Annotated in this window: 24 protein-coding genes and 1 other annotated feature; of the genes, 11 read left to right on the plus strand and 13 right to left on the minus strand. The window is 32.4% G+C overall.

What is annotated here, in order from left to right; translation table 11 throughout:
• Window positions 1-115: 115 nt before the first annotated feature.
• Complete coding sequence (locus HMPREF3125_RS02995; protein ID WP_017637510.1) at window positions 116-655, minus strand: LPXTG cell wall anchor domain-containing protein; 540 nt, start codon at window positions 653-655, stop codon at window positions 116-118.
• A 447-nt stretch (window positions 656-1,102) separates the two neighbouring features.
• Between HMPREF3125_RS02995 and HMPREF3125_RS03000 the strand changes: the two genes are divergently transcribed.
• Window positions 1,103-2,083, plus strand: a complete 981-nt coding sequence (locus HMPREF3125_RS03000; RefSeq protein ID WP_017637509.1) for a tRNA dihydrouridine synthase — start codon at window positions 1,103-1,105, stop codon at window positions 2,081-2,083.
• 224 nt (window positions 2,084-2,307) lie between these two features.
• Here HMPREF3125_RS03000 and HMPREF3125_RS03005 read toward each other — a convergent pair whose 3' ends face one another.
• The 4 genes from HMPREF3125_RS03005 to HMPREF3125_RS12625 all read right to left on the minus strand — a co-directional run bounded on the left by HMPREF3125_RS03005 (window position 2,308) and on the right by HMPREF3125_RS12625 (window position 4,430).
• Entirely contained in the window at window positions 2,308-3,036 is a 729-nt protein-coding gene (locus tag HMPREF3125_RS03005) for a CHAP domain-containing protein (RefSeq protein WP_070451861.1), read from the minus strand.
• Window positions 3,037-3,438: 402 nt separating this feature from the next.
• Entirely contained in the window at window positions 3,439-3,723 is a 285-nt protein-coding gene (locus tag HMPREF3125_RS03010) for a hypothetical protein (RefSeq protein WP_123186392.1), read from the minus strand.
• Window positions 3,724-4,187: 464 nt separating this feature from the next.
• On the minus strand, window positions 4,188-4,283 hold the full coding sequence (locus HMPREF3125_RS12620; RefSeq protein WP_108000192.1) for a type I toxin-antitoxin system Fst family toxin: 96 nt from the start codon (window positions 4,281-4,283) through the stop codon (window positions 4,188-4,190).
• A gap of 63 nt (window positions 4,284-4,346) precedes the next feature.
• Complete coding sequence (locus HMPREF3125_RS12625) at window positions 4,347-4,430, minus strand: type I toxin-antitoxin system Fst family toxin (protein ID WP_231290210.1); 84 nt, start codon at window positions 4,428-4,430, stop codon at window positions 4,347-4,349.
• Window positions 4,431-4,524: 94 nt separating this feature from the next.
• On the opposite strand from HMPREF3125_RS12625, the gene HMPREF3125_RS03015 reads away from it, so the two are divergent.
• Window positions 4,525-4,731: a DUF6440 family protein gene (locus tag HMPREF3125_RS03015; protein WP_070451864.1), complete on the plus strand. Its 207-nt coding sequence runs from the start codon at window positions 4,525-4,527 to the stop codon at window positions 4,729-4,731.
• 258 nt (window positions 4,732-4,989) lie between these two features.
• On the opposite strand, the gene HMPREF3125_RS03020 is transcribed toward HMPREF3125_RS03015, so the two are convergent.
• The 5 genes from HMPREF3125_RS03020 to HMPREF3125_RS03040 are packed head-to-tail and all read right to left on the minus strand — an operon-like array spanning window position 4,990 to window position 12,065.
• Window positions 4,990-5,733 (minus strand): cyclase family protein, encoded by a 744-nt coding sequence (locus tag HMPREF3125_RS03020; RefSeq protein ID WP_070451866.1) that lies wholly within the window; start codon window positions 5,731-5,733, stop codon window positions 4,990-4,992.
• Window positions 5,734-5,754: 21 nt separating this feature from the next.
• A complete protein-coding gene (metE, locus tag HMPREF3125_RS03025; protein ID WP_070451867.1) occupies window positions 5,755-8,001 on the minus strand; it encodes a 5-methyltetrahydropteroyltriglutamate--homocysteine S-methyltransferase in 2,247 nt (748 codons plus the stop codon).
• Window positions 7,998-9,836, minus strand: coding sequence for a bifunctional homocysteine S-methyltransferase/methylenetetrahydrofolate reductase (locus tag HMPREF3125_RS03030; protein ID WP_070451870.1), 1,839 nt, complete (start codon window positions 9,834-9,836; stop codon window positions 7,998-8,000). Before HMPREF3125_RS03030 ends, metE begins: the two co-directional genes overlap by 4 nt.
• Complete coding sequence (metC, locus tag HMPREF3125_RS03035; protein ID WP_070451872.1) at window positions 9,790-10,965, minus strand: cystathionine beta-lyase MetC; 1,176 nt, start codon at window positions 10,963-10,965, stop codon at window positions 9,790-9,792. Before metC ends, HMPREF3125_RS03030 begins: the two co-directional genes overlap by 47 nt.
• Window positions 10,962-12,065, minus strand: a complete 1,104-nt coding sequence (locus HMPREF3125_RS03040; protein WP_070451874.1) for a PLP-dependent transferase — start codon at window positions 12,063-12,065, stop codon at window positions 10,962-10,964. Before HMPREF3125_RS03040 ends, metC begins: the two co-directional genes overlap by 4 nt.
• Window positions 12,066-12,127: 62 nt before the next feature.
• Window positions 12,128-12,506, minus strand: a binding site (T-box leader).
• Between the two features lie 256 nt (window positions 12,507-12,762).
• Here HMPREF3125_RS03040 and HMPREF3125_RS03045 point away from each other — a divergent pair.
• The 4 genes from HMPREF3125_RS03045 (at window position 12,763) to ychF (ending at window position 15,942) form a co-directional block, all read left to right on the plus strand.
• Window positions 12,763-13,599: a ParB/RepB/Spo0J family partition protein gene (locus tag HMPREF3125_RS03045; protein WP_029056596.1), complete on the plus strand. Its 837-nt coding sequence runs from the start codon at window positions 12,763-12,765 to the stop codon at window positions 13,597-13,599.
• A gap of 131 nt (window positions 13,600-13,730) precedes the next feature.
• Complete coding sequence (locus tag HMPREF3125_RS03050; protein ID WP_070451875.1) at window positions 13,731-14,609, plus strand: mechanosensitive ion channel family protein; 879 nt, start codon at window positions 13,731-13,733, stop codon at window positions 14,607-14,609.
• 20 nt (window positions 14,610-14,629) lie between these two features.
• The gene (locus HMPREF3125_RS03055; protein ID WP_017637499.1) at window positions 14,630-14,833 is read left to right on the plus strand and encodes a DUF951 domain-containing protein; all 204 of its coding nucleotides are present in this window, start codon (window positions 14,630-14,632) and stop codon (window positions 14,831-14,833) included.
• Window positions 14,834-14,844: 11 nt separating this feature from the next.
• Window positions 14,845-15,942, plus strand: a complete 1,098-nt coding sequence (ychF, locus tag HMPREF3125_RS03060) for a redox-regulated ATPase YchF (protein WP_017637498.1) — start codon at window positions 14,845-14,847, stop codon at window positions 15,940-15,942.
• A gap of 132 nt (window positions 15,943-16,074) precedes the next feature.
• On the opposite strand, the gene HMPREF3125_RS03065 is transcribed toward ychF, so the two are convergent.
• Window positions 16,075-16,266 carry a hypothetical protein gene (locus HMPREF3125_RS03065; RefSeq protein WP_017637497.1) on the minus strand — a complete coding sequence of 64 codons (192 nt, stop codon included), beginning with the start codon at window positions 16,264-16,266 and terminating at the stop codon, window positions 16,075-16,077.
• A 64-nt stretch (window positions 16,267-16,330) separates the two neighbouring features.
• Window positions 16,331-17,152, minus strand: a complete 822-nt coding sequence (locus HMPREF3125_RS03070; protein ID WP_070451877.1) for a GH25 family lysozyme — start codon at window positions 17,150-17,152, stop codon at window positions 16,331-16,333.
• A gap of 377 nt (window positions 17,153-17,529) precedes the next feature.
• Here HMPREF3125_RS03070 and rpsF point away from each other — a divergent pair, with 377 nt between their 5' ends.
• The 4 genes from rpsF to HMPREF3125_RS03090 all read left to right on the plus strand — a co-directional run bounded on the left by rpsF (window position 17,530) and on the right by HMPREF3125_RS03090 (window position 19,425).
• Complete coding sequence (rpsF, locus tag HMPREF3125_RS03075) at window positions 17,530-17,826, plus strand: 30S ribosomal protein S6 (protein ID WP_017637495.1); 297 nt, start codon at window positions 17,530-17,532, stop codon at window positions 17,824-17,826.
• 21 nt (window positions 17,827-17,847) lie between these two features.
• Complete coding sequence (gene ssb / locus HMPREF3125_RS03080; RefSeq protein WP_017637494.1) at window positions 17,848-18,363, plus strand: single-stranded DNA-binding protein; 516 nt, start codon at window positions 17,848-17,850, stop codon at window positions 18,361-18,363.
• Window positions 18,364-18,406: 43 nt separating this feature from the next.
• Window positions 18,407-18,649 (plus strand): 30S ribosomal protein S18, encoded by a 243-nt coding sequence (gene rpsR / locus HMPREF3125_RS03085; protein WP_002451519.1) that lies wholly within the window; start codon window positions 18,407-18,409, stop codon window positions 18,647-18,649.
• A 254-nt stretch (window positions 18,650-18,903) separates the two neighbouring features.
• Window positions 18,904-19,425, plus strand: a complete 522-nt coding sequence (locus HMPREF3125_RS03090) for a VOC family protein (RefSeq protein WP_070451879.1) — start codon at window positions 18,904-18,906, stop codon at window positions 19,423-19,425.
• Between the two features lie 72 nt (window positions 19,426-19,497).
• Here the strand turns inward: HMPREF3125_RS03090 and HMPREF3125_RS03095 are convergent, their stop codons facing one another.
• Window positions 19,498-19,740: a hypothetical protein gene (locus HMPREF3125_RS03095; protein ID WP_070451882.1), complete on the minus strand. Its 243-nt coding sequence runs from the start codon at window positions 19,738-19,740 to the stop codon at window positions 19,498-19,500.
• Window positions 19,741-19,984: 244 nt separating this feature from the next.
• Between HMPREF3125_RS03095 and HMPREF3125_RS03100 the strand changes: the two genes are divergently transcribed.
• A complete protein-coding gene (locus tag HMPREF3125_RS03100) occupies window positions 19,985-20,236 on the plus strand; it encodes a GlsB/YeaQ/YmgE family stress response membrane protein (protein ID WP_070451885.1) in 252 nt (83 codons plus the stop codon).
• Window positions 20,237-20,777: the final 541 nt, after the last annotated feature.

The following is a 20,777-nucleotide window of genomic DNA, read 5'->3' on the forward strand; positions in this document are numbered from 1 at the left end:
TTTAATATTAAGAGATAAATTAGCGCCCAAAAATGGCAGATGAACTATGAAAAACAAAAATAATAGAAAAAGAGTACAAAGCAATGCTTTGTACTCTAAATTAATCTATATGAACTTATTTATTATCTTTAGAAAAGCGTTTGAAAGTTAATAGTGAACCTGCTGCTAACATTACTGCTGCAATCATAGTAACTAAAGTTGTGTTAGATGTTTCACCAGTTTCTGGTAATGTTTGAGCTTCAGATTGTGATTGAGTATTGTCTTGAGTTACTGTGTTATCAGTAGCTGGTGTTTGTTGTTCATTATTTTGATTAGTATCTTCAGAACCAACTGAACCTTTTTGAACTAAATTACCATCATAATCATAAATATCACCAGTATCTTTCTTAACAAATAATGTTGTAGGAGATTGGTTGGGTTCTTCACCAAAAATAATTGGATAACTATTATCAACTGGATAATCTACATCATCTTGATAAAACTCAGTAAAGTTAGTACCTTCTTTAGGATGAAAGTTACTATTATTAGTTACTAAATTTCTCACACTATCTTCAGCTTGTGATTTAGATACGTTTTCAGCAGCGTGCGCATTAACCCCTGTAAATAATAATGCTCCTGCTAAAGTTGTTGCCCCTAAAATTTTAGTTGTTTTCATAAAAATATCTCCCATCTATAATTTTTTGAATATTGCAACTAAATAATAACATAGGCTACTAAATAAAAAAATAATATTTTTAAAATAATTCTTAGTATTTAGACAATACAAAATAATTGTCATTAAATGTCTATATTATTGGTTGAAGTATATAGTTTTATTTACAAAATCAAGGGGTTAACTTATTTGAAGGATATTTAAACTACGATCAAAAAAATAGGCATTCAGAAATAAGAATATTAGCCTTTAAATGTTAAATTGTATAACTAATAATAGAATAGAGTAGACATTTGTTTTATGATCATATGAATTTTAGACTACTTTTAGACATACTTGGATCAAGTGGGTGACTAGGCTAAATTCCTTTTGTATAAGTTCAGGATTTGTGGTAATATCATCATGCATAAAAATACGAGATACTAATAGATAAGAAGGTTTAAATATATCATGAAGGAAAATTTTTGGAGTGAACTACCACGTCCGTTTTTCATTTTAGCTCCTATGGAAGATGTGACGGATATTGTCTTTCGTCATGTCGTGAGTGAAGCGGCTAGACCGGATGTGTTTTTCACTGAATTTACGAATACAGAGAGTTTTTGTCATCCTGAAGGCGTGCACAGTGTTCGTGGACGTTTAACATTTAGTGAAGATGAACAGCCTATGGTTGCACATATATGGGGAGATAAACCCGAGCAATTCCGTGAGACGAGCGTCCGTTTAGCAGAGATGGGCTTTAAAGGCATTGATTTAAATATGGGCTGTCCTGTAGCAAACGTTGCTAAAAAAGGTAAAGGATCTGGCTTAATTTTACGACCTGAAGTTGCGGCTGAAATCATTCAAGCGACTAAAGAAGGCGGATTACCTGTAAGTGTTAAAACGAGATTAGGTTATTATGAAATTGATGAATGGAGAGATTGGTTGAGACACGTCTTCGAACAAGACATCGCAAATCTTTCTATCCATCTTCGTACACGTAAAGAAATGAGTAAAGTCGACGCACACTGGGAACTCATCGAAGCCATTAAACAATTGCGAGATGAAATTGCACCGAATACATTATTAACAATTAATGGTGATATTCCAGACAGACAAACAGGTCTTGAACTTGCTGAAAAATATGGCGTTGATGGTGTCATGATTGGTAGAGGTATTTTCCACAATCCATTTGCCTTTGAAAAAGAACCACGTGAACATACGAGTAAAGAATTATTAGGATTGTTAAGACTACATTTATCATTATTCCAAAAATATGATAAAGATGAAGCCAAACAATTCAAAAGCTTACGTAGATTCTTCAAAATATACGTAAGAGGTATCAAAGGTGCTAGTCAATTACGACACCAATTGATGGAGACAAAATCAATTGCCGAAGCACGTGAACTGCTTGATGAGTTTGAAGCTAATATAGTTGAGGACGTAGAAATTTAAGACGTAAGACTAATGTTGCACCCCAAAAGTTGGACTAAAATCTAACTTTATGGGGTGCATTTGTATAGGTAAATATTATAAATTTAAACACAACAAACACCCCTGTTAACCATATGGCTAGCAGGGGTGTTTTTGGATATTTATCGCATTTTTTAATCGCTTTTTTTATAAGTTAAACAGTTAAACATTTTCAAGTTTCAAAAACATATGTCGAATTCAAACTTTTATAAGTGGATATAATTATAAGATTTAGCTTGGCTAGCTGAAATCGTACGTGTATCTGTTACATAAGGTCCGCCTGAATAGTTCATTTCTGAAACAGTAACGGATCCATCACTACCGACACTTTCTACATAAGCTACGTGACCATAAGTACCTTCAGATGTTTGTAGGATAGAACCTTTTTCAGGACTATTGTCTACAGTGTAACCAGAAGATTGTGCTGCACTTGCCCAGTTGTTCGCATTGCCCCAAGTACTAGGGATTTTTCCACCAGTTCTATCATAAACGTACCAAGTACATTGTCCAGCAGTATATAAGTTACCAGATGTAGATGATGTTGTTTGTTTTGAAGTTGATGTAGTTGTAGATGAACTACTTGATGATGAGCTAGAGCTGCTTGAACTTGATGACGAACTATTACTTACTGATGTTGAATTTGATGTGTTGTTATTATGATTGAATGATTGTTGTTTAAACTGAGGTTGTTTATAACCGCTAGATTGATGATTATATTGCGGATGCCATTGACCATTCATTTGATTATAATTTTGATGATTTTGATGATTAAATTGTCCATTAAACCCTCTAGGTCCTTGTTGATTAAATTGTCCTTGTTGTTGAGGTGCTTGATGGTGATTATATTCTGCAGCGTCTGCATGATTAGCATTTATTCCTATTGCTGCTACACCGATGCCTGCTGTTAGAGTTGAAATTGTAACGATTTTTTTCATAATAAATAAGTCCTCCCAAAAATTTGTGATTCTACCATTGATTGAAGTAGCGATAGGTAGAATACACTGTCAGTTTTATTTATATTTTTTCGTCGCTCCCAACGACAAGGTTTACTCTAACAGAAGAATTTGAGGTTATGGGCGATGTTACGTTTTCGTAATTGAAATTCAACTCAGTTGCACATCTCCGTAACAATAGACTTTCCAATATTACTTGCTGTAACAAAACGTGAAGTGTAGATGTTTACTATATTAATTTAATATTTTGGCTTTATTGAATGCGCATTAACATTACAGAAAGTTGTAATAATTGAGAGAGAGGGATTTATGGTTAAAGTGATTAATATGAGTTCTATTATTTCTCAAAATAAAACAAGCACTCGTAGTTGAGTGCTTGTTAATTTATGTGAATAGAATGAATATGACGAATAGAGTAACAATAATAGATATGATGACTTCTTTCCAGTTTTTCTCTAAAGCATATGCCACAATTGATATTAATAATCCGGCAACAATAAAGATGCTCTCTACTGATTTAAAAGGAGAACCTCCATACATAGTATCCAATATGATACGAAGGATAAATATTAATATACCTATAATAATCAATGTCCCACTAGCTATATTCAAGTAAAAGGATAATTTGTTTATATTTGTGTTTTTCTCATCTTTATTAATAGTACTCATATTATCAACTCCAATTAGCATTCTTAAATAAAATTACCAATTCGTTTAAATTTATAGTAACAAAATTTTATGATGTTTTGGAAAAGAATCTGAAAAGGTTAATGATTTTTGTCTAGTCAATTTAACTTGATTAAAAGGGGATTCCAGTTTGGCTTTTAATTAAATACTTTCTTTTGAATATTTAGTCGATATATGAATGCTATTAGTCTATCATTTGCTTATGAATCCAAGGAAAATATTGAATATGCACTTAAGAAAATACGTGAATATGTAGATGGAATCTAAGGGAAATAGAAGAATTGTCTATTATAAATACAGGATAAAAAATAAAGGTTTGATATCTTATTCGATACATAAAGTATATTTATTTTTTTAGTGTATTATGTTACTATATAAGCAACAGTAGTGTTAATATTTCTTAGCTAATGATGTAGCTAAATAATTATTAGCACGACTAAAGTCACCTATTTATCGTTACGCTTACGTAGCCAATACGCAAACATAGCAACGATGCAGCCACTTATTGCAGTGGTCTTGATATGATTAAACACTTTATTTATATCATGCACCAAACCCCCTAACTACGCCTATAGTTAGGGGGTTTTTAGTGTGGCTAAAGTCACCTATTTATCGTTGCGTTTACGTTGCCAATGCGTAAACAAAGCAACGATGCAGCCACTTATCATAGTGGCTTGTTCATAGCATATGCTACTTTTCTTAATGGCAACCAAATTATACGTTTCAAATAATAGTTTAGTGAAATAGATAATTAGAAATTTATAATAAAGGAGGCTTTTATTGATGTTTAATAACAAAAAGAATGATAATCGCTTTAATGTAGAAAATGTCTCTAAGAACTCAAATGTACGTTGTTATGTATTAACGGATAAAGATACGGGCATTCAATATCTTGCAACGTGGGTAAGTACAGGTGGAGGCGTTACACCTTTATTAGATGAAAACGGTAATGTATCTAAAGTAGACACAACTTCATTGAAAGATGATTAATATACATAGGAGGTTTTACGTTGGTACCTATGATCATAGGTGGAATAGTAACAATCCTTATTTTAATAAGTATTAGCAAAGTTTTTAATGGTAATGAAAAGTAAAAGACTACATAAAATGATGTAATTAAAAATGCAACGGGTAGAGCGCACTTTAAATAGTACGTTATCCGTTGCATGATTTATATTAGGGGGTGTTTTATCGTTATTTTGGATATGTGTCAATGCTCAAGTATAGAACAGGGGGGCTCTATACTTACTAGGGCTTTATCGCAAATGCGCGAACTGGGAAACCAGGTGCGTCTTTAGGTTTAGGGCTGATTGCATAAATGACGGCACCACGTGTAGGTAATTGATCTAGGTTAGTTAATAATTCGACTTGGAATGTATCTTTCCCTAAAACATATCGTTCTCCTACAATATCGCCGTTTTTAGCAATATCAACTGAAGCATCAGTATCAAATGTTTCATGGCCAACTGATTTAATATGACGTTCTTCAATTAAGAACTTGAGTGCGTCTAATCCCCAACCAGGTAAATGCTGGTTACCATCTTCATCTTTGTTTTCAAATGCTTCAATATCTGGCCAACGTTTAGACCAATCTGTGCGCAGTGCAACAAATGTGCCATCTTCAATTTGACCATTTTCAGCTTCCCACTGTTCTAAATGTTCACGAGTTACAATAAAATCTGGGTTTTCTGCAACTTCTTTTGAAAAATCTAAGACAATCAATGGTAATACTAATTCTTTTAAATCTAATTCCGCAAGATATCTTTGATTTTCAACAAAATGAATAGGTGCGTCTATGTGTGTACCATATTGGGTTACAATATTCCATCTTTGCACATAGAAACCATGTTCTTTAACTGTAAATAATGTAGATACTTCACCTTTTTCAAAATCACTGAACCTTGGAATATCAGGGTCGAAAGTATGTGTTAAATCGACCCATGTTGATTCTTTCAATTGATTTAATTGATCCCATAAAGGATAGTTTGTCATAAGCATCACCCTTAATTTGTTTTATGCTGTTGTAGCATTATTTTCTTCACGTTTCTTTCTTACAGCGTTAACTAGTACAGTTAATGCTTCTTTAACCTCATCTTCTTTACGTGTTTTTAATCCGCAGTCTGGATTTACCCAGAATAATGAGCGATCAATTTGCTGTAAAGAACGATTAATAGCAGTTGTAATTTCATTTTCTGTAGGAATGCGAGGACTATGGATATCATATACCCCTAAACCAATACCTAAGTCATAATTAATATCTTCAAAGTCTTTAATCAAATCACCATGACTACGAGAAGTTTCAATAGAAATCACATCTGCATCTAGATCATGAATGGCATGAATGATTTGACCAAATTGAGAATAACACATATGCGTATGAATTTGTGTTTCATCTTTGACAGATGATGTTGCTAATTTAAATGAATGTACGGCATCTTTAAGATATTGTTCATGGTATTCAGAACGAAGCGGTAAACCTTCTCGTAGGGCTGGTTCGTCTATTTGGATTACTTTAATACCATTTTCTTCTAATGCTAATACTTCAGCATCAATAGCTAGGGCGATTTGATCTTGTACTGTTTTGCGTGGGATATCTACACGTTCAAATGACCAGTTTAAAATTGTAACTGGGCCAGTAAGCATACCTTTAACTGGCTTATCAGTTAAACTTTGAGCATAAACAGTTTCTTTAACTGTTAGTGGCTCAGTCCATTTTACGTCGCCATAAATTACAGGTGGTTTTACAGCACGTGAACCATATGATTGAACCCAACCAAATTTTGTAACTAAAAATCCTTGTAATTTTTCGCCAAAGAATTCAACCATGTCATTTCGTTCGAATTCACCATGTACAAGTACATCAAGACCGATATCTTCTTGAATTTTAATCCAACGTGCAATTTCATTTTCTAAAAACTCATTATAAGCTTCATCTGAAATACGATTATTTTTCCAATCAGCACGGAATTTACGAACTTCTCGTGTTTGTGGGAATGAACCGATTGTTGTTGTTGGTAAATCTGGTAAGTTTAATCTTTCGTATTGTGCTTGCTTACGTTGTGAGAATGGTGATTGACGTTGTGTTGGAACACTATCAAAATCATACTCTAAGTTTTTGAATGATTGACTTTGGAATCGTTCATATCGAGATTTAAGTTCATCAAATTTAGTAGTGTCGTTGTCGTTAAATACACGACGTAAAGCATCTAATTCATCTAATTTTTCAGTCGCAAAGCTTAAACCTTCAGCAATAGATTCATCTAGCGTTTCGTCATCTAATGAAACAGGGACATGTAATAATGAAGATGATGGTTGAATAACAATATTTTGTGCATATTGTTGTAATGTTTCGATAAGTGATTTTTTAGATTCGATATCAGCAGCCCAAACGTTTCGGCCATCGATAATACCTGCGTATAAAGTTTTATTCTTATCAAATTCACCATCTTTAATTTGTTCTAAGTTGAATCCATGATCATGAACGAAATCTAATCCTAAACCACCAACTGGTAATGAACTTAAGAATTTAAGATTTACACGCTCAAAATATGTTTGAATAACTAATTTTTCTCCTAAACCTGCTTCTGCAAAATAATCATAAGCTTCTTTAGTAATACTTTCATAACTTTCACTTTCATCTGTAACCAAGACTGGCTCATCAACTTGGATATATTCAGCGCCAGCGTCAACAAGAGATTGTAGTACTTCTTTATATAATGGAAGTAACGTGTTTACTTTTTCTTCAAATGATTGGTGACCACCTTTTGATAATTTCACAAAAGTAATCGGTCCTACAATAACAGGGTGTGCATTAACATTAATTGATTGTGCATATTTAAATCGTTCTAATAATACATTATGATTTACTTTTGGCTCCGCGTTATTCCATTCAGGTACAATATAGTGATAATTTGTGTTAAACCATTTGATTAAGGCACTTGCGACATGTTCTTTATTACCACGTGCAATATCAAATAACAAGTCATCGTTGACTTCTCTGCCTTGGAAACGTTCAGGAATGATGTTGAATAATAATGATGTATCTAAGATATGGTCGTATAAAGAGAAATCACCTACAGGAATGCTGTCTAAATTATAATTTTTTTGTAGTAAAAGGTTCTCTTTGTGTAAGTCAGTTAGTGTTTGATCTAAAGTTTGTTTATCAATTTTTTGAGCCCAATAGCTCTCAATAGCTTTCTTCCATTCTCTTTTTCTACCTAATCTTGGGAATCCTAAGTTTGATGTTTTAATTGTTGTCATAATATTGCCTCCTTATGAGTGGTAATAGATTTTGAATATGCTGCTAGTTCTAATGAATAATCGACCTTTTGAAAAGGTGTGATAATGTACAATCCATTAAAGTATTCATGTACCGTGTCGATAAGTTCCTTAGAAAGTCTAAGGCTAAGTTCTTTTGTTTTTTCTTTATCATCTTTAACTGCTTTGAATTGATTAAGTACATCTTCTGACATTTTTATGCCAGGTACTTCGTTGTGTAAAAATAGAGCATTGTTATAACTTGCGATTGGCATAATACCTATAAAGAAAGGTGTGTTTAAGTGTTTCGTAGCTTCATAGACCTGTTTAATCTTTTCTTTACTATATACAGGTTGTGTTATGAAATAGCTCATGCCACTTGCTACTTTCTTTTCAAGGCGTTTAACTGCTCCATCAAGTTTTCTTACATTCGGATCAAATGCTCCGGCGATGTTAAAGTTCGTATGTTTCTTCAGCGCATCACCATCTGTGTTAATACCTTGGTTAAAGCGAAGTGCGATTTCAGTTAAACCTTTTGAGTTAACATCATAGACATTAGTTGCTCCTGGTAAATGACCGACTTTGGAAGGATCACCTGTAATGGCTAAAATTTCATTTACGCCAATTAATGATAGGCCTAACAGATGAGATTGTAAGCCTATTAGATTTCGGTCACGACAAGTAATATGAACTAACGGTTCAATGTTGAATCGTTGTTTGATAATACTTGCAGCAGCAATGTTACTAACACGGACAGTAGCTAATGAATTATCTGCTAGAGTGACAGCATCAATATCGGCATCATCTAGTTTGCCAATATTATTAAAGAATTGTTCAGTGTCTAAGTGTTTAGGTGTATCAAGTTCGACTATAACTGTAGGTCCTTGTTTCACCTTTGAAGTCAGAGACTGTTTGAAACTAATATCTTTCTCGCGATTAACTTTCTTATGAATTGGTATAACGTTTTTATGATTGATCGGTTTTAAATTAGAAACTGATGTTTTAATGTAATTAATATGTTCAGGAGTGGTGCCGCAACAACCACCTATTAATCTCACACCTTCGTGTATTAATTCCTGAGCTATATCACCAAAATATTGAGCGTTATCACTATATTTAAATTCACTATTCTTAATATCTAATAAGCTTGCGTTCGGATAGCAGGAAAGAAAAGCATTATTAGGTAATTCAATATGTGAAAATGAACGTTGCATATGATGTGGACCGTGATGACAATTGAGTCCTACAATATCTGCACCACATTCTACAAGATGTTTTAACGCATCGTTGATAGGTGTTCCATCTACCAAATAATTTGTATTTGAAGCGGTCAATTGCGCTACGATTGGAATGTCATATTTTCTTTTAGTAGAAACGATAATGCCTGTTAATTCTTCTAAATCATAATAAGTTTCGAATAATAGGGCATCTACACCTTCATCTACTAAAGTATCTATTTGATTTTCCGTGTGATATTGAATTGTTGAAAGACTTAATTCATCTTGTTTAACACCTCTAAAGCCACCAACTGTTCCTAATATGAAAGTGTCATTGTTTGCGGCTTTTTTAGCAATTTGGACAGCGGCTTTGTGAATTTCTTTAACTTTATGTTCTAAACCAAAGACTTTTAACTTTTCAAAATTGGCTCCATACGTATTGGTTTGAATAACATCAGCGCCAGCTTCTATATAGGATCGATGGATACGTTCAACCTTTTCAGGATGCGTTAAGTTATAAGCTTCAGGGCAGGTGTCCAAGCCTTCGGAATAAAGAATAGTTCCCATTGCACCGTCAGCTACTAAAACGTTGTTCTGTAATTTCTTCAGGAATTGACTCATTAAATGCCTCCTTTAAAGCGTAGTTGATGTCAGCAATGAGTTCATCCGGATTTTCTAATCCTACGCTTAAGCGGAATAATCCAAATGTAATACCTCTTTCGTTTCTAATATTTTCTGGTATTGCTGCATGTGACATGGTGGCAGGATGAGATAATATCGTCTCAACACCACCTAAACTAACTGACACGAGTGGGATAGTAAGGGCGTCTACAAATGCTTGTGCTTTTGTTTCATCTTTTAACCTAAAGCCAATAACTGCTCCACCGGTCTTAGCTTGTTTAAGATGTATTTTGTTATTTCCTGGGTAATATACTTCAGATATTTCATCTCTTTGATTTAAAAATGTTACAAGCTTTTCTGCATTTGTTACAGATTGTTTGAATCTGACAGGAAATGTTTTAAGATGTTTGGCTAATGTCCAACTATCATATGAGGATAAGGCATTTCCAGTGCCATTTTGTATTAAATATAATGCGTCAGCTACATCTTCACGATTAGTGATAACTGCACCAGCAAGTAGGTCGCTATGCCCACCTAAAAATTTGGTTGCACTGTGAATGACAATATCTGCACCAAGTTCTAGAGGGGATTGACCTAGTGGTGTCATAAATGTATTGTCAACTGCCAGTAATAACTGATGTGTTTTAGCTATTTTTGCAACGGATCTTATATCTGTCACTTTAAAACAGGGATTAGATGGTGTTTCAACATAAATTAACTTTGTATTAGATTGAACAGCTTTTTTAATATTTTCTGAATGAGTAGCGTCTACTGTTGTAAACTCGATATTAAATCGTTTTAAAATATCTTCTGTTAAGCGAAAAGTACCACCATATACATCATTAGGTAATATGACATGGTCACCAGTTTTTAAAGTAAGTAAAACTGCAGATATTGCTGCTATGCCAGAAGCAAAAGCATATCCATATTTTCCATTTTCTAAGTGTGCCAATTTTTCTTCTAAAATTTTTCTGTTTGGGTTACCACTTCTTGCATAGTCATATAACTGATTGCCACCAAGTTTATCTTGGTGAAATGTTGATGAATCATAGTAAGGTGGATTTGCTGAAATATAATCTTTTCCGCGTCGTTCATCAAAAATCACTTCAGTATCTATTGATAAATTCATGAAATCACTCCTAATTTTGAATGCGCTAAAGCTTGAATAATATCTGCTTCAATATCGTTATAATCTTCTATTCCGACTGATAATCTAATTAACTGTTCATCGATACCACGTTTGTCTTTCTCTACGTCAGGCATGTCAACGTGAGTTTGGGTATAAGGGAATGTAATAAATGTTTCAGTACCGCCTAAGCTTTCAGCAAATATACAAATATCTAAATTTTCCAAAAATTTAGGGACTCTAAACGCCTTATTGAGGCGTAAACTTAACATTCCAGTGCGACCACTATATAGTACTTCATCAATTGCTTCTAATTCCTGACATTTAGTAGCTAATTTTTTAGCATTTTCTTGAGAACGGTCAATACGAAGATGTAATGTTTTAAGCCCTCTTTGTAATAAATAGCTATCTAAAGGGGAAAGGGTAGCACCTATCATATTATGAAATTGTCCCAATTCTTCAGCTAAACTTTCATCTTTAACTGTTACTACACCAGCTAAAACATCATTGTGTCGGCCTATATATTTGGTTGCTGAATGTAAAACAATATCAGCGCCTTCTTCTAATGGTGTTGAGAGATATGGCGTTAAAAACGTATTATCAATGATTGTTAGTAAATGACGTTGTTTACTTAATACGTAATATGGTGTGACATCAATATCTATCATTTGCGGGTTTGAAATAGGTTCAATGAAAAGTGCTTTTGTTTGTGGTGTGATTGCCTTTTCAACTTCTTCATAATTTAGAAAATCAACGTATTTAAACTTCACGCCATATTGTCGTTCATAGAAATCAAATAATCTAAAAGTGCCGCCGTATAAATCAAAAGCGACTAAGACTTCATCTCCTGGTTTGAATAAATTACAAACTAACTGAATTGCAGCCATTCCGCTAGATGTCGCAAATGATGCAACACCTTTCTCTAATTTGGCGAATGATTCTTCAAATGCTGAGCGAGTAGGATTTTTAGTTCTTGTATAGTCATAACCTGTTGACTGACCTAGTTGAGGATGTTGGTAAGCAGTTGATAAATATATTGGATTTGCGATAGCTCCTGTATGATCTTTAGTTAAAGCTATTTGTGCTAGTTCTGTATCCTTCATTACTAGACCCTCCTTAATTAAAATAAAAAAGCTTCCGTCCTTTAAACCCGATAGATTCGGATGTAAAGGACGAAAGCTTTAGTTTCGTGGTACCACCTTTGTTTGCTACTTTATTGCTAAAGTAACCTCTATCAGTACACCATATTGCTAAAATAAGAGGCACTGATAAATAATAAGAATCACAAAATTATCATTAAAAAAACTCATTAATTCAAACTGAAGAAATGAGTATTAACGATAAAATGTGCGTCTAGAAATTCCAGTACGCCATTTAACAAAATGTTAATACTGTATCGCTATAACGGGCGAACCCGTTGATACCTCGTATTGGCATCAACACTCCAAGGCCATTTTCAAACTTTCTTTCAATATCTTCTCTCAGCTTGTGAAGATTCTCTGTATAAGCAGTGTAAGTCTTACTTTCCTTTTTATAGTGTGTAAAATGTTTCGTTTTGTAATTGTTAATACATAGCTTACATATAGTAGAATCATTTGTCAACAATTTTTCTGAAAATTTAGATTAAAAAATAAATTCAGATATTAATGTTACGCTGATGACATAGTTAAACAATATGAAAAGAATTTCTTGTAAGTTATCATTACTACTTGTGAAAAAAGATGTAAATTTTTAAAATGAATAGAGATACGATATACATCAATATCAAAGCGTTAAATTCATATAGAAAGATGTGAAAAAATGGCTCATCAAGAAGATCAAAGATTAAAATTAAACAAAGATGAACATATACATTCCGTTTCATTAGCATTAATCAAAGCTAATCCTTATCAACCGAGAAAAACATTTGATGAGTATAAATTAAATGATTTGGCACAATCGATAAAACAACATGGTGTATTACAACCTATTGTTTTAAGAAAAACTGTTCAAGGTTACTATATTGTTGTAGGTGAGAGACGTTTTAGAGCATCTAAACAATTAGGTTTAACTGAAATTCCTGCAATTGTTAAAGATTTATCTGATGAAGATATGATGGAATTAGCCATCATTGAGAATTTACAACGAGAAGATTTAAACGCGATTGAAGAAGCTGAAAGTTATAAGAAACTTATGGAAGATTTAAATATAACACAACAAGAAGTAGCTCAACGACTTGCTAAATCACGTCCATATATTGCTAACATGTTGCGATTATTAAAACTTCCTACTGATGTTGCTAAGATGGTGAGAAATGGTGAGTTATCTGGAGCCCATGGACGTACACTATTAGGTTTAAAATCTCCTCAAAAAATGAAAACAGTAGCTAAAAAAGCAGCTAAAGAATCATGGAGCGTAAGATACTTAGAAAGTTATATCAATGATTATTTAAACCAAAACTCCACAAAGATAAATACAGACGAACCTAAATTAAACAAACCTAAATTTATTCAAAAACAAGAAAGAGAACTAAAAGAACAATATGGTGCTAAAGTTGATATATCAACTAAAAAGAGTGTTGGAAAAATTACATTTGAATTCAAATCAGAAGAAGAATTTAAGTTGTTAATTAAACAACTTAATCAAAATTTTGAGTAATCGTAATGATTAAAATAATATAAACAGCAATATATTAGTAGCTTATAAAACCGTAGACCGATTAAAAAATCATGATTTTAAGATATAATGATTTAATTATGAAATGATTGAGATGAGGAGGTAATTACACAATGAATCAGGTCAAACATATCCTTTCTTCTTTATTAGAACCACTTACAAAAGTAGAAACATATGAAAACTTAGCTATTAAAATTATTACAATTTTGATTTATATTGTAGCTGCTATTATTGTAATAAGTATTTTGAACAAAGTTATAGAACAAGGATTTAAAATTCAAAACAAAAGTAAAAAAGGAAATAAAAAACGTTCCAATACATTAATATCACTCGTACAAAATGTAGTTAAATATATAGTATGGTTTATTGTTATTACTACAATTTTAAGTAAATTTGGTATCAGTGTTGAAGGCATTATAGCTAGTGCTGGTGTAGTAGGACTAGCAGTTGGTTTTGGTGCGCAAACAATAGTTAAAGATATCATAACTGGATTTTTTATTATATTTGAAAATCAATTTGATGTTGGTGACTATGTTAAAATTAATAGCGGTGGTACTACAGTCGCTGAGGGAACTGTAAAATCTATCGGGCTTAGATCAACGCGTATTAATACAATTTCTGGTGAATTAACAATCTTGCCAAATGGTAGTATGGGTGAAATTACTAACTTTTCTATTACTAATGGTACATCCATTGTAGCTATACCAGTTTCAGTAGAAGAAAATTTAGATCACGTTGAGAAAGAGTTAAATAAATTATTCCAATCACTTAGAAGTAAGTATTACTTATTTGTGAGTGATCCAGTAGTAGAAGGTATTGATTCTATAGACAATAATAAAGTTACTATTAGAATTTCTGCTGAAACAATACCAGGCGAAGGTGCATCTGGAGGAAGAATTATTAGAAAAGAAGTACAACGATTATTTGTTAGAGAAAATATTAAGATGCCTAAACCTATTTTTGCCCCATACGATGAGCGAAAACGTGGCTAGTTATCATTGGAGGTAATTTCATGACGTCAAATTACGGAATAAATGATATAGTAGAAATGAAAAAACAACATGCATGTGGAACAAATCGTTTTAAAATCATAAGAATGGGCGCTGATATAAGAATTAAATGTGAAAATTGTCATCGTAGTATTATGATTCCACGTCAGACGTTTAATAAAAAATTAAAGAAAATTTTAGTATCCAATCAAGATACAGAAAGTTAGGAGAATGATTAATGGCTTTAACAGCAGGTATTGTAGGTTTACCAAACGTAGGGAAGTCTACACTTTTTAATGCAATTACTAAAGCGGGGGCTTTAGCGGCGAACTACCCATTCGCAACAATTGATCCAAACGTAGGAATCGTAGAAGTTCCGGATTCACGTTTGTTAAAATTAGAAGAAATGGTTCAACCTAAGAAAACGATTCCGACAACATTCGAATTCACGGATATTGCTGGTATTGTTAAAGGTGCGTCAAAAGGTGAAGGTCTAGGAAATAAATTCTTATCACACATTAGAGAAGTAGATGCAATTTGCCAAGTTGTACGTGCGTTTGATGATGAAAATGTTACTCACGTTTCTGGACGAGTAAATCCATTAGATGACATTGAAGTTATCAACATGGAATTAGTATTAGCAGATTTAGAATCAGTAGAGAAACGCTTACCTAAGATTGAAAAAATGGCTCGACAAAAAGATAAAACAGCGGAAATGGAATTACGCATTTTATCAAAAATCAAAGAAACGTTAGAAGAAGGTAAACCAGTTCGTAGTATTGAATTCAATGATGAAGATCAAAAATGGGTTAACCAAGCACAATTATTAACATCTAAAAAAATGTTATATATTGCTAATGTTGGTGAAGATGAAATTGGCGATGAAGAAAACGATAAAGTTAAAGCAATTCGTGATTATGCTGCACAAGAAGATTCTGAAGTAATTGTAATTAGTGCGAAAATCGAAGAAGAAATAGCAACATTAGATGACGAAGATAAAGAAATGTTCTTAGAAGATTTAGGTATCGAAGAACCAGGATTAGATCGTTTAATTCGTACAACTTATGATTTATTAGGATTATCAACATATTTCACTGCTGGTGTACAAGAAGTACGTGCATGGACATTCGTACAAGGAATGACAGCACCTCAATGTGCCGGAATTATTCATACAGACTTCGAACGTGGTTTCATTCGTGCAGAAGTAACAAGTTATAGTGATTACGTTGAACATGGTGGAGAACATGGTGCTAAAGAAGCGGGTAGACAACGCTTAGAAGGTAAGGATTATATCATGCAAGATGGCGACATTGTTCACTTCAGATTTAATGTATAAACGTTAAATAATACGGATTATAACTACTCTAGAATACCTAGAGTAGTTTTTTAATATTAAAAAAAGCAATGTAGTGCTAGGTCGGAGTTGCTTAGTGACAGACTACATTGCTTGATTTAAAGATAATTTATTTTAAAAGAAGGGAATAGTTTCGCTTGCTTTAATAATATCTGTTGTTCTAAAAAATTGTTTACCTTCACCAGTATAGGCAGGTTCTAAAATCATATTTGCTTTAGCATTATACAACCATTCTGGGTGTAAACCACAATTTAATATATCTTGAAACTCTTGAAAGTCTTTATCCCAATCTAAATTCAATTTCATGTTTGACACCTCAACATCATTATAGAACAAGTGTTCGTATTTGTGAAGTGCTTTTTATGAAAATTTATGATGTAAACCAGTTTGTGTTTACGTTTGAATCTACATAGTTAGCATCTACGTTCTGGTTTAACTCAGGTGAGTAGAAACTATCAGTATATTGCCAAAGTACTTTTTCGCGAGTTGGTTCTTGAGCTTGATATGACGCTAACCAGTAACCATCGTATGAACTAACGGCATTTGCCACATTGTTTACCATAAAATTCTCATAAGAGTAGAATAGAACTTTTTTATCGCCAGCTAATTTTTTCATTTGGTTAGCCCATGCTGTTGTGGCGGTATTAGCATCGCCAGAAGTAACAGTTTGTTGTTCGTAGTCATTAACATAAAATTCAGCTTTTGGCGCACGATTATATAACATTTTCGCTTCGTAGCGAGCATCGTCAGCATTTTCATACATACTATACGAATAAACACCAAACTTCATATTGTTCTTATCTAATAGTTCAGAATTATGTTGTAAACATTTATCGACATATTCAGATCCGTATTGTCCTCGAATGATTATAAAGTCATACTTTTTCTTTAATTGTTTGACTTGAGCGTCAGTCAAATTACCTTGCCATTCAGAAATATCTAATACTCGCTCACCATTATTTGTTGTTGCTGCACGAGATTTAGTTGAAAAAGTAGAACGATTTTGTGTTTTATTTTCAGCTTTTTCTGGATGTTTTTTCATATATTGTTGATAACCATAACCCATTGTGCCTTTTTCATTTTTATTGCCATCAGTATTTTTTGAATTTTCGTCAGCGTATGATAAATTGATACTTGAAATTGTAGTTAACATCGATGCGGCTAACATCGAGTATGATACTTTCTTTAACATATATGTACTCCTTTGTTTATAAAAATTAAATGCAATTAAATTAAAAACATAACAATGATATTATTACAATTAAATTCTATTTACAATGATGAAAATTGCACAATATACCAATAGATTTTACTATGTAGATTAATGTTTATTTTTATAAAAAATTATTAAAAAAATTATGCAAAATAAGTGAGCGGGCATTCTAAATTAATGGATAACTGTCAGTTACTAAGCTAATGATAATTTTTAAGGACTATGTATTATTAAATATGATTGTAAAAAGTAATACTCTGTGCTATAATTCTTGATTGTGAGTAATGAAAATTATTCCTTGCTTATCACAAAAATGATGGTAAGCCGTATAGACCACAAGGAGGTGCAAATATACAATGAGAACATATGAAATTATGTACATCGTACGTCCAAACATTGAAGAAGATGCGAAAAAAGCAGTTGTAGAACGCTTTAACGGTATCTTAGCTTCAGAAGGATCAGAAGTTTTAGAAGTAAAAGACTGGGGTAAACGTCGCCTAGCTTATGAAATCAATGATTTCAAAGAAGGTTTCTATAACATCGTACGTATCAAATCAGATAACAATAGAGCTACTGACGAATTCCAACGTTTAGCTAAAATCAATGACGATATCATTCGTTACATCGTTATCCGTGAAGACCAAGATAAGTAATAATTGGACGGGGGCGTTTAAATGATAAATAGAGTTGTATTAGTAGGTCGTTTGACGAAAGATCCAGAATACAGAACCACTCCCTCAGGCGTAAGTGTAGCGACATTTACTCTAGCAGTTAATCGTACTTTCACGAATGCTCAAGGGGAACGCGAAGCAGATTTCATTAACTGTGTTGTTTTCAGAAGACAAGCAGAAAATGTAAATAACTACTTATCTAAAGGTAGTTTAGCTGGCGTTGATGGTCGCATACAGTCACGTAGTTATGAAAATCAAGAAGGTCGTCGTATCTTTGTAACTGAAGTCGTTTGTGACAGTGTTCAATTCCTTGAACCTAAAAATTCACAAAACGGTGGTGGCCAACGTTCACAAAACAACGAATTCCAAGATTACGGTCAAGGATTCGGTGGTCAACAATCAGGACAAAATACTTCGTATAACAACAATTCATCTAAATCTAATTCAAATCAATCAGATAACCCATTTGCAAATGCAAACGGACCTATTGATATTAGTGATGATGATTTACCATTCTAAAAAATAACTAATTAAAAAATAAATTAAAAGGAGGCAGTTAACCATGGCAGGTGGACCAAGAAGAGGCGGACGTCGTCGTAAAAAAGTATGCTATTTCACAGCAAATGGTATTACTCATATCGATTATAAAGACACTGAATTATTAAAACGTTTTATCTCAGAACGCGGTAAAATTTTACCACGTCGTGTAACTGGTACTTCAGCTAAATATCAACGTATGTTGACAGCTGCTATCAAACGTGCACGTCATATGGCTTTATTACCATATGTTAAAGAAGAACAATAATATATATAATTTATTGTCAAACCCCGTAAGCTTAATGCTTACGGGGTTATTTTTGTGTTTTTTAAAACTAGAGATAAGGCAATGTACGAATGATTTAGAAAAGATAGGTAAGTAATATCTTAATATTATTAAAAATCTTATCAATGAATATGCTCCATTAAATAGGGGAAAGTAAGTAGAGTAAATTAAATCGTTTGTTACAACTTGTTATTAGAAGTAACGAGTTAATAAAAATACGGTTAGGAGTATTGTTGATGAGTAATAATATTAAAGGTATTAATCATGTAGGTTTAACTGTTCCCAATATCGATGAAGCAACAAAGTTTTTAAAAAATGCATTTAGAGCAAAAGTTGCTTATGATGGATTAACTTATGATGACGAACCTCGTAAGGGCAAAGAGGTTGAGAGAATGCTTGGTTTATCAGAAGGAGCAGAAATTATAAAGCAAAGAATGATTGTCATAGGTAATGGTGCCAATATAGAAATGTTTGAAATTCAAAATAGTGATCAAAAATCACCATTGAGATTAGAGGATTTAGGTTTTAATCACATTTCAATTTTTGTAGAAGATATGGATTTAGCAATCAAACAAGCTGTAGAAGCAGGAGCAATACCTTTATCAGAAAAACATGATAATTCTAGATATGAAGATAGTGAAAAGAGTAGCAGTGTTTATTTAAAAACAGAATGGAACTTATTGATAGAATTGCAATGTATTCCAAACGGATATTACTATCCCAATGATAGTGAAACAGAAGTATTTATTCCTGAATAAAGTCAAATATAAATCATCAAAAAAGCTATGGTTAAGACACTTGATAATAAATGTCATAACCATAGCTTTTTCCTATTTATTCTTACTAACATGGCCAATAATATATGAAGTTAAGCTGCTACAAATAATTAATAGAATTAAAAATGTCATTAAATATATTTGTTTGCTTTCCACATGAAATCCGATTTCAAACTGACCGTGTAAATGACCTTTGATAAAAAAGTTAAGCGTAATAATAGATAGGATTAGAATAATTGAAATACCACTCAACACATCGAAGCATATTTTAAAAAAGGATAGTTTATTTTTCTTCATATAATGCATCCTCCCATAATCATTATGTTAACAACCATCCCATTGAGTTAGTAGTTATTTATTTTTGTTAAATTAATCGCAATTAAAAATTTTAAACTAATGATTAATAAGAATCAATCAATAAATATCTATTTATTTACTGAATTTAATTAATTTTTATCCAAATTCGTTTTGAATAGTGAATATGGGGTATACACCTTAAGTAGACAATATAATAATTACATATTGAAAGGAGTGAAGATACATGGGTCTAATAGGAATGATCATCGTAGGTGGTCTTATCGGTTGGATTGCAGGCGCAATTCTTGGTAAAGATATCCCAGGCGGTATTTTAGGTAATGTTATTGCTGGTATCGTTGGTGCTTGGGTTGGATCAATGATTTTTGGACATTGGGGTCCAGAATTAGGTAGAATTCATATCTTCCCAGCATTACTAGGTTCAATTATTTTAATTTTTGTAGTTTCATTAATCTTAAAAGCTTTAAGAAAAAAATAATTGAAATATAGTTATAGAGATGACCTTCGAAAATAAGGACATCTCTATTTTTATATATAATCTTATTTTGAAACTGTAAGTATCAATTCATCATTATTCTACGTATATGCTTGCTAAAATGGTCATTAGAAGTGTTAAAAGACAAGAAAGAAGGATAATATTTTGAATTCTAATTGATTGTTGGCCATACCCCTTCTTTTTAAATACATAGAATAGGTAACTCCATGACAACATAACTAGTATGCCTAATATTATAATAAGTGTTTTCATAAAAACCCTCCTCATTTATTTTGTACCCTAAAAGATAGTTAATAAATAAAGTAAATGGTTTTTAAATAATTTATAAAATGCAAATTGCAATATCACTTAAATTTTTGCATAAAAAGAGGATGACGCTGGGTAACGCCATCCAGGAGTATTATGTTCATGAATATAAAAGACTTTGTAGTTACTTAATAACTACATGTACATAGTATCATGAATTAAATTAAAATACCAATTAAAACAACTTAATTCTATTAATATTTTTTCGTTGTACACA

This window comes from Staphylococcus sp. HMSC13A10 (assembly GCF_001808005.1).
Classification (GTDB): Bacteria; Bacillota; Bacilli; order Staphylococcales; family Staphylococcaceae; genus Staphylococcus; species Staphylococcus pasteuri.

Excerpts from the sequence above, each read along its gene's own strand:
- HMPREF3125_RS02995 (WP_017637510.1), bottom strand. The coding sequence starts at position 655 with ATGAAAACAACTAAAATTTTAGGGGCAACAACTTTAGCAGGAGCATTA.
- HMPREF3125_RS03000 (WP_017637509.1), top strand. The coding sequence starts at position 1,103 with ATGAAGGAAAATTTTTGGAGTGAACTACCACGTCCGTTTTTCATTTTA.
- HMPREF3125_RS03005 (WP_070451861.1), bottom strand. The coding sequence starts at position 3,036 with ATGAAAAAAATCGTTACAATTTCAACTCTAACAGCAGGCATCGGTGTA.
- HMPREF3125_RS03010 (WP_123186392.1), bottom strand. The coding sequence starts at position 3,723 with ATGAGTACTATTAATAAAGATGAGAAAAACACAAATATAAACAAATTA.
- HMPREF3125_RS03015 (WP_070451864.1), top strand. The coding sequence starts at position 4,525 with ATGTTTAATAACAAAAAGAATGATAATCGCTTTAATGTAGAAAATGTC.
- HMPREF3125_RS03020 (WP_070451866.1), bottom strand. The coding sequence starts at position 5,733 with ATGACAAACTATCCTTTATGGGATCAATTAAATCAATTGAAAGAATCA.
- metE (WP_070451867.1), bottom strand. The coding sequence starts at position 8,001 with ATGACAACAATTAAAACATCAAACTTAGGATTCCCAAGATTAGGTAGA.
- HMPREF3125_RS03030 (WP_070451870.1), bottom strand. The coding sequence starts at position 9,836 with ATGAGTCAATTCCTGAAGAAATTACAGAACAACGTTTTAGTAGCTGAC.
- metC (WP_070451872.1), bottom strand. The coding sequence starts at position 10,965 with ATGAATTTATCAATAGATACTGAAGTGATTTTTGATGAACGACGCGGA.
- HMPREF3125_RS03040 (WP_070451874.1), bottom strand. The coding sequence starts at position 12,065 with ATGAAGGATACAGAACTAGCACAAATAGCTTTAACTAAAGATCATACA.
- HMPREF3125_RS03045 (WP_029056596.1), top strand. The coding sequence starts at position 12,763 with ATGGCTCATCAAGAAGATCAAAGATTAAAATTAAACAAAGATGAACAT.
- HMPREF3125_RS03050 (WP_070451875.1), top strand. The coding sequence starts at position 13,731 with ATGAATCAGGTCAAACATATCCTTTCTTCTTTATTAGAACCACTTACA.
- HMPREF3125_RS03055 (WP_017637499.1), top strand. The coding sequence starts at position 14,630 with ATGACGTCAAATTACGGAATAAATGATATAGTAGAAATGAAAAAACAA.
- ychF (WP_017637498.1), top strand. The coding sequence starts at position 14,845 with ATGGCTTTAACAGCAGGTATTGTAGGTTTACCAAACGTAGGGAAGTCT.
- HMPREF3125_RS03065 (WP_017637497.1), bottom strand. The coding sequence starts at position 16,266 with ATGAAATTGAATTTAGATTGGGATAAAGACTTTCAAGAGTTTCAAGAT.
- HMPREF3125_RS03070 (WP_070451877.1), bottom strand. The coding sequence starts at position 17,152 with ATGTTAAAGAAAGTATCATACTCGATGTTAGCCGCATCGATGTTAACT.
- rpsF (WP_017637495.1), top strand. The coding sequence starts at position 17,530 with ATGAGAACATATGAAATTATGTACATCGTACGTCCAAACATTGAAGAA.
- ssb (WP_017637494.1), top strand. The coding sequence starts at position 17,848 with ATGATAAATAGAGTTGTATTAGTAGGTCGTTTGACGAAAGATCCAGAA.
- rpsR (WP_002451519.1), top strand. The coding sequence starts at position 18,407 with ATGGCAGGTGGACCAAGAAGAGGCGGACGTCGTCGTAAAAAAGTATGC.
- HMPREF3125_RS03090 (WP_070451879.1), top strand. The coding sequence starts at position 18,904 with ATGAGTAATAATATTAAAGGTATTAATCATGTAGGTTTAACTGTTCCC.
- HMPREF3125_RS03095 (WP_070451882.1), bottom strand. The coding sequence starts at position 19,740 with ATGAAGAAAAATAAACTATCCTTTTTTAAAATATGCTTCGATGTGTTG.
- HMPREF3125_RS03100 (WP_070451885.1), top strand. The coding sequence starts at position 19,985 with ATGGGTCTAATAGGAATGATCATCGTAGGTGGTCTTATCGGTTGGATT.